Annotated in this window: 14 protein-coding genes and 2 tRNA genes; 5 read left to right on the forward strand and 11 right to left on the reverse strand. The window is 58.9% G+C overall.

Annotated elements, in window-relative coordinates:
* Nucleotides 1-127 precede the first annotated feature (127 nt).
* The 8 genes from AACQ95_RS10720 to rlmE form a co-directional block, all read right to left on the reverse strand.
* A tRNA-Met gene (locus AACQ95_RS10720) sits at nt 128-204 on the reverse strand.
* 92 nt (nt 205-296) lie between these two features.
* Nucleotides 297-381: transfer RNA gene (locus tag AACQ95_RS10725), tRNA-Leu, on the reverse strand.
* A 9-nt stretch (nt 382-390) separates the two neighbouring features.
* Entirely contained in the window at nt 391-717 is a 327-nt protein-coding gene (secG, locus tag AACQ95_RS10730; RefSeq protein WP_025326063.1) for a preprotein translocase subunit SecG, read from the reverse strand.
* Nucleotides 718-1,482, reverse strand: coding sequence for a triose-phosphate isomerase (gene tpiA / locus AACQ95_RS10735; protein WP_098982802.1), 765 nt, complete (start codon nt 1,480-1,482; stop codon nt 718-720). It lies immediately after the preceding gene.
* A gap of 131 nt (nt 1,483-1,613) precedes the next feature.
* Nucleotides 1,614-2,948 carry a phosphoglucosamine mutase gene (gene glmM / locus AACQ95_RS10740; RefSeq protein WP_043140194.1) on the reverse strand — a complete coding sequence of 445 codons (1,335 nt, stop codon included), beginning with the start codon at nt 2,946-2,948 and terminating at the stop codon, nt 1,614-1,616.
* A gap of 17 nt (nt 2,949-2,965) precedes the next feature.
* On the reverse strand, nt 2,966-3,811 hold the full coding sequence (gene folP / locus AACQ95_RS10745; protein ID WP_043140191.1) for a dihydropteroate synthase: 846 nt from the start codon (nt 3,809-3,811) through the stop codon (nt 2,966-2,968).
* Nucleotides 3,812-3,873: 62 nt separating this feature from the next.
* A complete protein-coding gene (gene ftsH, locus AACQ95_RS10750) occupies nt 3,874-5,823 on the reverse strand; it encodes an ATP-dependent zinc metalloprotease FtsH (RefSeq protein WP_098982797.1) in 1,950 nt (649 codons plus the stop codon).
* Nucleotides 5,824-5,868: 45 nt separating this feature from the next.
* The gene (rlmE, locus tag AACQ95_RS10755; RefSeq protein ID WP_042866625.1) at nt 5,869-6,498 is read right to left on the reverse strand and encodes a 23S rRNA (uridine(2552)-2'-O)-methyltransferase RlmE; all 630 of its coding nucleotides are present in this window, start codon (nt 6,496-6,498) and stop codon (nt 5,869-5,871) included.
* Between the two features lie 97 nt (nt 6,499-6,595).
* Between rlmE and yhbY the strand changes: the two genes are divergently transcribed.
* Together yhbY and AACQ95_RS10765 are read left to right on the forward strand one after the other, a co-directional pair.
* Entirely contained in the window at nt 6,596-6,892 is a 297-nt protein-coding gene (yhbY, locus tag AACQ95_RS10760) for a ribosome assembly RNA-binding protein YhbY (protein WP_042035811.1), read from the forward strand.
* 105 nt (nt 6,893-6,997) lie between these two features.
* Nucleotides 6,998-7,591: a hypothetical protein gene (locus tag AACQ95_RS10765; RefSeq protein ID WP_043555046.1), complete on the forward strand. Its 594-nt coding sequence runs from the start codon at nt 6,998-7,000 to the stop codon at nt 7,589-7,591.
* A 47-nt stretch (nt 7,592-7,638) separates the two neighbouring features.
* Here the strand turns inward: AACQ95_RS10765 and greA are convergent, their stop codons facing one another.
* From greA to pomA, 3 genes are all read right to left on the reverse strand, one after another.
* Complete coding sequence (gene greA, locus AACQ95_RS10770; protein WP_042866628.1) at nt 7,639-8,115, reverse strand: transcription elongation factor GreA; 477 nt, start codon at nt 8,113-8,115, stop codon at nt 7,639-7,641.
* A gap of 144 nt (nt 8,116-8,259) precedes the next feature.
* Nucleotides 8,260-9,153 (reverse strand): flagellar motor protein MotB, encoded by an 894-nt coding sequence (locus AACQ95_RS10775; RefSeq protein ID WP_241278568.1) that lies wholly within the window; start codon nt 9,151-9,153, stop codon nt 8,260-8,262.
* 5 nt (nt 9,154-9,158) lie between these two features.
* Nucleotides 9,159-9,917 (reverse strand): flagellar motor protein PomA, encoded by a 759-nt coding sequence (gene pomA, locus AACQ95_RS10780; RefSeq protein WP_241278569.1) that lies wholly within the window; start codon nt 9,915-9,917, stop codon nt 9,159-9,161.
* A 220-nt stretch (nt 9,918-10,137) separates the two neighbouring features.
* Between pomA and xseB the strand changes: the two genes are divergently transcribed.
* Genes xseB through dxs form a run of 3 tightly spaced genes read left to right on the forward strand, consistent with a single transcriptional unit; the run spans nt 10,138 to nt 13,167 of the window.
* Nucleotides 10,138-10,389: an exodeoxyribonuclease VII small subunit gene (gene xseB / locus AACQ95_RS10785; RefSeq protein WP_005317577.1), complete on the forward strand. Its 252-nt coding sequence runs from the start codon at nt 10,138-10,140 to the stop codon at nt 10,387-10,389.
* The gene (gene ispA, locus AACQ95_RS10790) at nt 10,390-11,280 is read left to right on the forward strand and encodes a (2E,6E)-farnesyl diphosphate synthase (protein WP_241278570.1); all 891 of its coding nucleotides are present in this window, start codon (nt 10,390-10,392) and stop codon (nt 11,278-11,280) included. It abuts the gene before it with no gap.
* A 21-nt stretch (nt 11,281-11,301) separates the two neighbouring features.
* Nucleotides 11,302-13,167, forward strand: coding sequence for a 1-deoxy-D-xylulose-5-phosphate synthase (dxs, locus tag AACQ95_RS10795; RefSeq protein ID WP_241278571.1), 1,866 nt, complete (start codon nt 11,302-11,304; stop codon nt 13,165-13,167).
* The last annotated feature ends 45 nt before the right edge of the window (nt 13,168-13,212 follow it).

A 13,212-nucleotide genomic window follows, 5' to 3' on the forward strand; every position in this document is an offset into this window, starting at 1 on the left:
GATAGAGATCGATTCAGAGTAAATCGCACATAACAAAAAGCCCCGATGTCAAATCGGGGCTTGGCGCTTTACCCTGATTGTCGCCTCGCAGCGACCGCCTTCCTGAGCGTAGGAAATGCGTGAAATTTGGTTGCGGGGGCCGGATTTGAACCGACGACCTTCGGGTTATGAGCCCGACGAGCTACCATGCTGCTCCACCCCGCGTCCGAAATCGTGCGAGATTATAGCCAGTTCATTCTCTTCACACAAGACTGACTGGCTATAATATACCCGGTTGCCCGAGCTCACTACTTAATTGGTGCCGTGGGCGGGACTCGAACCCGCACACCCTAGAGCACTACCCCCTCAAGATAGCGTGTCTACCAATTCCACCACCACGGCAAAACTCACTTATTCGGGAACGTCAGTGTCTTTCTTTACTGGCGCTTTGGTCTGCTCAACCTGTTGGGTTTGTTGCAGATTTTCCCATTCACTACCCTGTTTGACCTTGTTGCTGGACATAGAGCCGAGCACCAAGCTAATCAGAAAGAACAGAGTAGCCAAAATTGCTGTTGTTCGGGTCAGGAAACTGCCTGAACCACCGGAGCCGAATACGGTATTCGATGCCCCTGCGCCGAAGGAGGCGCCCATGTCAGCCCCTTTACCTTGCTGAATCATCACCAGACCAATCAGAGCCAGTGAAACCAGCAGATAAACGACTAAAAGAATTTCGTACATTTAACTTGCACCCTTTGCCGCTTCAACAATTCCTAAAAACGTCTTGTCATCGAGACTCGCTCCACCAATCAGGCCGCCATCAATGTCGGGCTGGGCAAACAAATCTCTCGCATTGGTCGGTGTCACGCTCCCACCATAGATGATTCTAACTTTCTCACCTATTACCGGAGTATCCTCCGCCAAGCGACCACGTATAAAGGAATGAACCTCTTGTGCCTGCTCGGGTGTGGCGCATTTACCTGTACCTACAGCCCAAATCGGCTCGTAGGCGATGATAGCATTATCGAAAGCCATCGCGCCATTTTTCTCTATGACGATGTCCAGCTCTTCGGCGATCACCTCGAAGGTTCTTCTCGCCTGCCTCGCTGCGCCCGATTCACCCAAACAGAGGATGGGGATCAAGCCTGCCGCTCTGGCTGCCGCAAACTTTTCTGCGACGATAAAGCTGGTCTCACCAAAGAGACGCCTGCGCTCGGAGTGTCCTACCAGTACGTAACGACACCCTGCCTCAACCAGCATCTGACACGAGACTTCACCCGTGTAAGCGCCAGCCTGGTGCTGACTCACATTCTGAGCCCCCAACTTCATCACCTTCTGCTCGTTGAGCAGAGCGGCCGTGAAGTCGAGATGCACATGGGATGGACACAAGACCACATCTACTCGCTCATCCATGCCTTGCAGGCACTGGCCAGTAAACTGCTCTAACTGCGACCTACTACCGTGTAACTTCCAGTTGGCGGCTACAAACGGCTTGCGATGTCCCATCGGCAACTCCCTTGCGAAAGCGGGGCTGATAATATCCAGAGGATTGTCAGCTGACAAGCGCTATTTTTGAATTTTCGAATCGTTTGAACAAGATACAACCAGGGCGGCTAAAAAGCCGCCCCTTTTGTTCATTAAAACGCCGATTCGACCTGTTGAGCGATGCGTTGTGCCATATCACGCACCTGCTGCTCATGCTCACCTTCCACCATGACCCGGATCAGAGGTTCGGTGCCGGATTTGCGCAGCAGGACGCGGCCACGGCCAGCCAGCTCCTGTTCCACCTTGGCCACTTCCTGGTTGACGGCATCAGCCGCCAGCGGATCCTTGCCCTCGGCAAAACGGACGTTCACCAGCACCTGCGGGAACTTGCTCATGCCGGAACGCAGCTTGGCCAGCGGCATCTCTGCGGTGCAGATGGCCATCAGTACCTGCAGGGCGGCGACGATACCATCCCCTGTGGTGGTCTGATCCAGGCAGATGATATGACCGGAGTTTTCACCCCCGATACGCCAGCCCTTCTCGTTCATCATCTCCAGCACGTAGCGGTCACCCACCTTGGCACGGGCGAACGGGATGCCCAGGGTCTGCAGCGCCAGCTCCAGGCCCATGTTGGCCATAAGGGTACCAACCACACCGCCCTTGAGGCGGCCGTTGCGCAGCGCATCGCGGGCGATGATGTAGAGGATCTCGTCACCGTCAATGATGTAACCCGTGTGGTCCACCATCACTAGGCGATCGCCGTCGCCGTCGAAGGCCACGCCGAGATCGGCCTTGCACTCCAGCACCTTGGCCGCCAGCGCGTCGGGAGCGGTCGAGCCGACACCGTCGTTGATGTTGAGCCCATCCGGGCTGCAGCCGATGGCTATCACCTCGGCGCCCAGTTCGCGGAACACGGAGGGGGCTATGTGGTAGGTAGCGCCATTGCCGCAGTCGACCACCATCTTCAGCCCTTCCAGGCTCAGATGGGAGGGGAAAGTGCTCTTGCAGAACTCGATATAGCGACCCGCCGCATCCTCGATGCGCACGGCTTTGCCCAAATCGGCAGACTCGACGCACTTGATCTCGTGATCCAGCTCGGCCTCGATGGCCATCTCGACCTCGTCAGGCAGCTTGGTGCCATCGGCTGAGAAGAACTTGATGCCGTTGTCATAGTAAGGGTTATGGGAGGCGCTGATAACGATGCCGGCCTCGGCACGGAAGGTGCGGGTCAGGTAGGCAACGGCCGGGGTGGGCATGGGGCCCATCAGTATGGCCTTGAGACCGGCGGCGGAGAGACCCGCTTCCAGCGCGGACTCCAGCATGTAGCCGGAGATGCGGGTATCCTTGCCGATCAGCACTTTACGGGTGCCCTTCTTGGAGAGCACCTTGCCTGCGGCCCAACCCAGCTTCATCACGAAATCAGGGGTGATCGGGAATTCGCCAACCTTGCCGCGGACACCATCGGTGCCAAAATACTTTCTTGCCATTGTCTGTTCTCGTTTTTTTATTTGGATATGAAATCTTGTCCCGTCATTACCATCCAGCCGGCGCGCAGGGCATCCATGGTCTCTCGCACATCGTGCACCCGGATGATACGGGCGCCATGCTGCATCCCGATGAGCGCACAGGCCAGACTGCCGGCCAGCCGTTCATCAACCGAGCGACCGAGCAGGTTGCCTATCATAGACTTTCGCGACATACCGACCAAGAGCGGAAGCTGGTAATCGAGCAACTTCTCCTGCCAGGCCAGCAGCTGATAGTTGTGCGCCAGCGTCTTGCCAAAGCCGTAGCCCGGATCCAGCAACAACTGCTGGCGCCCTATCCCGGCGGCCAGACAGGCGGCGATACGCTCGTCGAAGAAGGCCCTCACCTCCCCCAGCAGGTCGTCATAGTGGGGCTCGGCCTGCATGGTTCTCGGCTGGCCTTGCATGTGCATCAGGCACACGGGTACGTCAGCTTCTGCGGCGGCGGCCAGGGCGCCGGGTTCGAGCAAGGCCCGCACGTCGTTGATGAGATGGGCCCCCGCCTTGCAGCCTTCCCGCATCACGGCAGCCTTGGAGGTATCGAGGGAGATCATCACATCCAGCTCGGCGACCATCCGCTCGACCACGGGGATCACCCTGTCCAGCTCATCCTGCTCGCTCACGTCGGGGGCACCCGGACGCGTCGACTCGCCGCCGATGTCGATGAGCGTTGCCCCGTCGGCGATCATCTGGCGAGCATGGGCCATGGCCCGGTCAATCTGATTGAAATTGCCGCCATCGGAGAAGGAGTCGGGTGTCACATTGAGGATCCCCATCACATGGGGACGATCGAGGGAGAGGCTGAGCCCCTTGCTGGTTAGCTGCATCTTCGCTTCCATTTACATAAAGAAAAACCCCGGGACCAGCCCGGGGTTTGCATCATCACAATTTATTTGGCCGGGAGATCGTTGGCCTTGTCGATGTCGACATCCGCCACCGGCTCCACGTCGGTCACTGCCGGTTTGGCATCCGCCGCGACAGTGGCACCGCCTTGCGGAGTGTCGCTGTGCTCGTCATGCCAGTTGCTGGGAGCACGCACCTCGCGACGGGCCATCAGATCGTCGATCTGCTTGGCGTCGATGGTTTCGTACTTCATCAGCGCATCTTTCATGGTGTGCAACACGTCCATGTTGTCCAGCAGGATCTGCTTGGAGCGGGCGTAGTTGCGATCGATGACCTGCTTGACCTCGGCGTCGATGACGCGCGCCGTGTCATCGGACATGTGCTTGGCCTTGGCCATGCTGCGACCGAGGAACACTTCACCATCTTCTTCCGCATAGAGCATGGGACCGAGACGCTCGGACATGCCCCACTGGGTAACCATCTTGCGAGCGATGTCGGTCGCACGCTCGATATCGTTGGATGCACCGGTCGATACCTTCTCGGCACCGTAGATCAGCTCTTCCGCCAGACGACCGCCGTACAGGCTGGAGATCATGGACTCCAGGTGCTGCTTGGAGTGGCTCCAGCGATCCTGCTCGGGCAGGTACATGGTCACACCCAGCGCACGACCGCGCGGTATGATGGAAACCTTGTAGACAGGGTCATGATCTGGTACCAGACGGCCTATGATGGCGTGACCAGCCTCATGGTAAGCCGTCATCTCCTTCTCAGAGTCTCTCATCACCATGGAGCGACGTTCCGCACCCATCATGATCTTGTCCTTGGCCTTCTCGAATTCGGTCATGGAAACCACACGACGGCTCTCACGGGCGGAGAAGAGGGCGGCTTCGTTGACCAGGTTGGCGAGATCGGCACCGGAGAAACCTGGGGTACCACGGGCAATCAGGGCCGCATTGACATCATCTGCCAACGGCACCTTGCGCATGTGCACCTTCAGGATCTGCTCGCGACCGCGCACATCCGGGAGACCGACCACGACCTGACGGTCGAAACGGCCCGGACGCAGCAAGGCAGGGTCCAGAACATCGGGACGGTTGGTGGCGGCGATGACGATGACGCCTTCATTGCCTTCAAAACCATCCATTTCGACCAGCATCTGGTTCAGGGTCTGCTCACGCTCATCGTGACCACCGCCGAGACCGGCGCCACGCTGGCGACCGACCGCATCGATTTCATCGATGAAGATGATGCAGGGGGAAGACTTCTTGGCCTGCTCGAACATGTCACGCACCCGGGAGGCACCGACACCCACGAACATCTCGACGAAGTCGGAACCCGAGATGGTGAAGAAAGGCACCTTGGCCTCGCCCGCAATGGCCTTGGCCAGCAGGGTCTTACCGGTACCGGGAGGACCTACCAGCAGTACGCCGGTGGGGATCTTGCCACCCAGTTTCTGGAACTTGCTCGGATCGCGCAGATAGTCGACCAGCTCTTTCACCTCTTCCTTGGCCTCATCGCAGCCTGCGACGTCGGCAAAGGTGGTCTTGATCTGATCTTCGCTCATCAGGCGAGCCTTGCTCTTGCCGAACGACATGGCACCCTTGCCACCACCGCCCTGCATCTGACGCATGAAGAAGACCCAGACACCGATCAGCAACAGCATCGGGAACCAGGAGATGAAGATAGAGGTCAGCAAAGACGGCTCTTCCGGCTTCTCGCCCATCACTTTGACATTGTGATTGAGCATGTCGTTGAGCAGCTGGGGATCCGGCGCCGGTATGATGGTGGTGAAGCGTTCACCAGTGCGCTTGACGCCATTAATGACCTTGCCATCCATCCGCACTTCACGGATCTGCTCTTGGGTCACTTCTTTAACGAAGCTGGAATAGTCCAGCTGGCGACTGGTGGTATCGCTGGGGCTGAAGCTATTGAACACCGACATCAACACGACGGCGATGACCAGCCACAGGATTAGGTTTTTCGCCATGTCACTCAAATCAATGACCTCGCAGACTGACAGTTAACGATGAAGGTTAGGGTACTACAGTTTAAAACCGGTAGCCACAATGTAGACTTCTCGTGAACGGGCACGAGACGAGTCTGGTTTACGAATCTTGACAGCAGAGAAAAGCTTACGAATTTCATTGAGATAGGCATCAAACCCCTCTCCCTGGAATACCTTCACCACGAAGCTGCCATTACTGCGCAATACCTGGTTGCACATGTCGAGCGCCAGCTCGACCAGGTACATGGCGCGGGCCTGATCCACCTGCTGGGTGCCACTCATATTGGGCGCCATATCAGACATAACCAGGTCCACCTTGTCCGGACCGACACGGGCCAGCAAGGCGCCGAGTACAGTTTCCTCCCGAAAGTCCCCTTGCAGGAAATCGACACCGGCAATGGGATCCATCGGCAAAATATCACACGCGATGACCCGTCCATCGTCACCCACCTGCTCAACGGCAAACTGGGACCAGCCACCCGGGGCCGCCCCCAGATCCACCACTGTCATGCCGGTACGGAGCAACTTGTCCTTGCCCTGGATCTCATCAATCTTGAAAACAGCGCGGGAACGCAGCCCCAACTTCTGGGCTTTTTTGACGTATTGATCGTCGAAATGTTCTTTTAACCAGCGGCTTGAGCTGGGGGAACGTTTTTTCTGGGTCATGATTGTCGACTTTAAAAAACCACAAGGGTTATTAGTATTAAGGGCTAAGTGGGGGTAGAATACGCCCCTTTCAACCCTGACTTATGAAGAAATTGCCATGATTCTCAACAATAAACAGAAACAGTACCTCAAGGGCCTTGCCCACAGTCTGAAGCCCGTTGTCCTGCTGGGTCAACATGGTCTGACCGAAGGCGTACTGGCCGAGATCGATCTGGCCCTGAACTACCACGAGCTGATCAAGGTTAAGGTTGCGTCTGAAGATCGTGAGATGAAACAGCTGGTTATGGATGCAATCGTCCGTGAAACCGGCGCGGTCAAGGTACAGAGCATCGGCCACGTGCTGACCATCTACCGTCAGGCCAACGAGCCGAAAATCCAACTGCCCCGCAAGTAACAGGAAAGAGCCTCGCTCTTTCCTTCATTTCCCTTCTTCCCAAGTCGCTTGCCAAAGTAGTCTCCAGGCCCTTAACCTGCGATGAATACTCGTGGACACCCCGCTATGGATCACCATCAGATTCTCACCGAAGATGAACTGGCCATGTTACGGGACTTGGGGAGCAGTCAGGAGACGGCCGCCGGACAATCCCTGAGCGGTTATCTCGCCACCCCCTTGCTCGGACTGCTGCAACGCGCCGATCAACTGGTGCTCGAAGCCCGCTTCGCCGGGCATCAACTCCGCTTTCCGCTGCGCTTCACCCAGGGGGACGATGGCTTCGTCGAACCGCGCATCGCCGCGCCCGTCATCAAGGAGCTGGGTTATCCCCATCTGCGCGCCTGGCGCCTCGACCAAGAGGCGCGCCTGAAGGTGGCCGATACCGAGTGTCTGGTGCACAGCCTGTCGCTGGACGGATTGGTGGTGGAGGGCTTGCCCGCCGGCCTGACGATAGGCGCCACCCTCAGCGGCACCCTGCTCATTCATGAACTGGCCCCGCTGCCCCTCTGCGCCGAGCTGGTCAGGCACATCCATCAACGCAATGGAGTACAGGGCTGGGCACTGCACTTCCAGATGGCCAAGCCGGATCTTGAGCAACTGCGCAGCTGGATGTTCCAGCGCCATCAGGACGCCTTCACCCAGGCCTACCAACCCCGCTAAATACAAACAGGGGAGCCGAGCTCCCCTGTTTCAGGCATCACCTCACATCAGAGGTAAGCGACAGCCAGAACTTCGTATTCCACGTCGCCGGCCGGCGTCTTGACGATGGCCACATCGTCCACTTCCTTGCCGATCAGGGCACGGGCGATGGGCGAGTTCACTGAAATCATGTTCTGTTTGATGTCAGATTCGTCGTCACCCACGATACGGTAGACAACTTCCTCTTCCGTCTCGCTTTTCAGCAGGGTCACGGTCGCCCCGAAGATGACGCGACCATTGTTGGTAATCTTGGTGACATCGATCACCTGAGCATTGGAGAGCTTGCTCTCAATTTCCTGAATGCGGCCTTCACAGAAGCCCTGCTGCTCACGGGCGGCATGGTACTCGGCGTTTTCTTTCAGATCACCATGTTCACGGGCATCTGCAATCGCTTCGATAATCTGCGGACGAAGCTCGCTCTTCAGATAGTCGAGCTCTTGACGCAGCTTTTCAGCGCCGCGAACAGTCATCGGAGTATGATTCATAGTCGAAACCTGGGTTGCTTGAAAAGAGAAGCTGCGGCTATCAAAGAGAGCCGCAGCTATCGGTTCGGATGAGGCATCTTAATATGAAGCCGGCACAAAATCCATGTCAGTCCCTGCGAGCGGGATCGCGCTTTGCCATCGACACTACTTCTGCTCAGAGACGCCGATTGGCGCCGATACTGTCGGCTTGCCCTGCATGATGGCGATCTCCACCCGCCGGTTCATGCGCCGGTTTTCCGGGGTGGTGTTCGGCACCAGCGGCTGGGAATCGGCCATGCCCTGCACCACCAGTCGCCCGCCATCGAAGCCGGGGACCTTGATCATCTGATGAGCCACAGCCACCGCGCGCTGGGAAGAAAGCTCCCAGTTGGACTGAAACAGCTCATCCTCGGTGGCCACATCATCGGTATGACCCGAGATGGTGATCTCCCCCGGTACATCCTTGAGCAGAGCCGCCACCTTGCGCACCACGGGCCAGAACTGGGGCTGCAGGAAGGCGGAACCAGCCGGGAAGGCAGCCTTCTCGCGGATCCGTATGATGATCTGCTGACCCAGCGCCTCCACTTCGATGGCACCATCCTGGATCTGGGCCTTCATCTGCTCCGCCAGCTCCTTGGCCAGGGCATTGGACTGCTCCTGCTGTTTCTGCGCCTCCTGCCGGGTGTCGCCCCCCACCAGCTTGTCTTCGCTCTTGTCATGACCCCCGGCCTGATCGGCGTCACCAGGCTGGAAATCCAGCTCTGTCTGGGTCATGTCCATGGTCTGCTGCATGATGGTGTCTATGGGGGTCGGCTCGGGGCGACCCGGCCTGAACTCGAGGGCAACGACGGACGTCCCCTTGGGAATGTCTTTGACCTCCAGAATATTCTGCACCCCGAACGCCTTCTCCATGGAGCCCGCGATCTGCTTGAACTTCTGCACATCCATCTCGGCGAAGGAGAGCAGCAGCACGAAGAAGCACATCAACAGCGACATCAGATCGGCGAAGGTGCCCATGTAACCGGGCAGACCAGGTGGCGGACACTTGCACTTAGCCATGGAGATTACTCGCTGCCATTGTTGCGTTTGGACTGGTTCAGGTAATTTTGCAGCATGGACTGGATCACCCGCGGGTTCTGGCCATCCTGAATGCCCATGATGGCGTCCAGCACCAGACAGCGGCTCAGCTGCTCTTCACCGCTGCGCAGCTCCAGCTTGTCGGCTATGGGGATCGCAATCATGTTGGCCTCGATGGCGCCATACAGTGTGGTGAGCAAGGCCACCGCCATGGCCGGGCCTATGGATTTGGGATCGCTCATGTTGGCCAGCATGGCCACCAGTCCCACCAGAGTACCTATCATGCCCATGGCGGGCCCCAGATCCCCGAGCGCGCGAAACACCTTGATGGCGATGACATGCCGTTCGGCGGTGAGCTCAATGTCCTTCTCCATCACGCCGCGGATGACATCGGCATCGTGCCCGTCCACCAGCATGTCGATGCCTTTTTTCATAAAGGTATTCGGCACTTCAGCGGCTTCCAGCGCCAAGAAGCCCCCTTTACGGGCCGCATCGGCCAGTTCAACCGCCTTGATGATGAGGTCATCCAGTTTGTCGCCCTTGTAGATGAATGCCTTGCCGGCCACCTTGAACGCCATCAGGAACTGACCGATGTTGAACTTCATCATGCAGATAAAGAGGGAACCCAGTATGGTGATATAGACCGAAGGCATATCCACATACATGCTCATGGGGCCACCCAGCAACATGCCGTACACCACGACCCCAAATCCCAGCACTATGCCAATCAGACTACCTAGATCCACATCCCTACTCCTGTCAGCTGAAATTCGTTGTATCTGCAGTTTGTTGAATTTTCTGCTATTGGCTCATCAGCGGCAAGGGCCACCACGTTTTTCCTAGTTCACAAGATGGCTTATTATCGGCCACTTTTCCGAGAGTTTAAGCCGACCGCACTTTTCAGCCTCCCCCCTGCCCGTCGTCGATGTTAAGATAAACCGTTTTTTTCAATCCCCGAGGATGGACATGGCCAGTAAAAAAATCGACCGCCTGAGTTTTGATGCCACTCTGGAAGAGCTGGAAACCATAGTTCATCAACTGGAACAAGGTTCCTTACCGCTGGAAGAGGCGCTCAAGCAGTTCGAACAGGGTGTCCACCTGGTGCGCGCCGGCCAGCAGAAGCTGGAGCAGGCCGAACAGAAGATCCAGATCCTGCTGACTCAGGCCGATGGCACAGAGCAAGCGGTTCCCTTCCAGCCAGAGCAAGGAGAGGAGTGAGTGACGCTGGACGATTTTTCCCGCCTGCATCGTCAACGTATTGACGACTGCCTGTCTGCACAACTTGAATCCTTGCCCGCCATGGCCCCGCGTCTGCGCGATGCCATGCGCTACGGCCTGCTGCTCGGCGGCAAGCGGGTGCGCCCCTTCCTGGTCTACGCCGTAGGAGAGATGCTGGGCGTCAAGAGCGAGCTGCTGGATGGCCCCGCCGCCGCGGTGGAGTGCATCCACGCCTACTCACTGCTGCACGACGACCTGCCCGCCATGGACAACGACGACTTGCGTCGCGGCCAGCCGACCGTGCACAAGGCATTTGACGAAGGCACCGCCATCCTGGCCGGCGATGCCCTGCAGACCCTGGCCTTCGCCATTCTGGCCGATCATCCCCTGCCCGACCGGCTTCTGGCAAACCGGGTGCGGATGCTGAGCTCCCTCGCCCGTGCCTCCGGCTACCTTGGCATGTGTGGTGGTCAGGCGCTGGATCTGCAGGCCGAAGGGCGCCAGATCAGCCTGCCCGAGCTGGAGCAGGTGCATCGCCACAAGACCGGGGCCCTGATCGAATGCGCCGTGGCGCTCGGTGCCCTGTGCAAGGCCGACGTGGACGACGCCACCCTGGCGGCGCTGCAAACCTATGCGGCCGCCATAGGCCTCGCTTTTCAGGTACAGGACGATATCCTCGACATCACGGGCGATACCGCCACCCTGGGCAAGCCGCAAGGCTCGGATCTGGCGCAGGAAAAGAGTACCTATCCGGCCCTGCTCGGACTCGACAATGCCCGTGAGCTGGCTCGCGAACTGCACGGTAAAGCCTTAACAGCCTTGCAATCTTTGCCCTACAATACCGACATTCTGGAAGCGTTTGCCGATTACATCATCGAGCGAACCCACTAAACGCTGGATAACAGTAACAATATGAGCGTTGATATAAGCAATTTCCCCAACCTGGCCCTCGCGGATACGCCGGTCGAGTTGCGATCCCTGCCCTTCGAGCGACTGCCCGTACTGTGCAACGAACTGCGTGAATATCTGCTGCGTTCGGTGAGCCGCTCCAGTGGTCATCTCGCCTCCGGGCTCGGCACAGTCGAACTGACGGTGGCGCTGCACTACGTCTACAACACGCCGTTCGATAGACTGGTGTGGGACGTGGGCCATCAGGCCTATCCCCACAAGATCCTGACCGGTCGTCGCGACCGTATGCAGAGCATCCGCCAGAAAGACGGCCTGCACCCCTTCCCCTGGCGTGGCGAGAGCGAATACGACGTGCTCTCGGTCGGCCACTCCAGTACCTCCATAGGTGCGGCGCTCGGCATGGCGGTCGCCGCCGAGAGCGAGGGTCTGGGTCGCAAGGTGGTGGCGGTGATAGGTGACGGCGCCATCACGGCCGGCATGGCCTTCGAGGCGCTCAATCACGCCGGCGATGTCCACAAGGACATGCTGGTGGTGCTCAACGACAACGAGATGTCCATCTCCGAGAATGTCGGGGCACTCAACAACCACCTGGCCCGCATCATGTCAGGCAAGCTCTACACCACCATACGCGAGGGTGGCAAGAAGGTGCTGGCGGGTCTGCCGCCGGTCAAGGAGCTGGCCAAGCGGGCCGAGGAGCATCTCAAGGGCATGGTGGTGCCTGGCACCCTGTTCGAAGAGTTTGGCTTCAACTACATAGGCCCCATCGACGGCCACGACATCAACGCCCTGGTCGAGACACTGCGCAACATGCGCAACCTCAAGGGGCCGCAGCTGCTGCACGTCAAGACCAAGAAGGGCAAGGGCTACGAGCCTGCCGAGAAGGACCCCATCGGTTATCACGGCGTGCCCAAGTTCAATCCGGACGAGTGCACCCTGCCCAAGGCGAGCGGCGGCAAGCCGAGCTTCTCCGCCATCTTCGGTCAGTGGCTGTGCGACATGGCGGCGAAAGACGAGAAGCTGGTCGGCATCACCCCCGCCATGCGCGAGGGCTCAGGGCTGGTCAAGTTCAGCCAGCAGTATCCGGATCGCTACTTCGACGTGGCCATCGCCGAGCAGCATGCGGTCACCTTCGCCGCCGGCCTCGCCATCGCCGACAAGAAGCCGGTGGTCGCCATCTATTCGAGCTTCCTGCAGCGCGCCTATGACCAGCTGATCCACGACGTGGCGCTGCAGGAGCTGCCTGTGCTGTTCGCCATCGACCGGGCCGGTCTGGTGGGCGCCGATGGCCCGACCCATCAGGGGGCGTTCGACATCAGCTTCCTGCGCACCGTGCCCAATATGGTGGTGATGACGCCATCCGACGAGAACGAGTGTCGCCAGATGCTCTACACCGGCTATCAATGCAACCAGCCTGCGGCGGTGCGCTACCCCCGCGGCAGCGGCACAGGCATCGAGGTGCAGACCGAGATGCAGGCTCTGGCGCTCGGCAAGGGCCGTGTCATTCGCGAGGGCAAGGGCACAGCCATACTGGCGTTCGGCACCCTGCTGCAGCAGGCCAGGACCGCCGCCGAGGCGCTCGATGCCACCCTGGTGGACATGCGCTTCGTCAAGCCGATGGATGAAGCCCTGGTGCTGTCGCTTGCCGCCAGCCACGACCAGTTCGTGACCATAGAGGACAACGCCATCATGGGCGGCGCCGGCTCTGCGGTGAACGAGCTGCTGATGCGCAGCAAGCGGTGCAAGCCGGTGCTCAATCTGGGCCTGCCGGATCGCTTCGTGGAGCAAGGCACCCAGGAGGAGATCTACGCGCTGCTGGGACTCGACAGCACTGGCATTCAAGCCAGCATCGAGGCCTGGCTGCTGACCTGATCAGGCACGTTGACGAGCAAATAAAGAAGGGCGCCTGATGGCGCC

Source organism: Aeromonas sp. MR19, assembly GCF_963899305.1.
GTDB classification, from domain to species: Bacteria; Pseudomonadota; Gammaproteobacteria; order Enterobacterales; family Aeromonadaceae; genus Aeromonas; species Aeromonas bestiarum.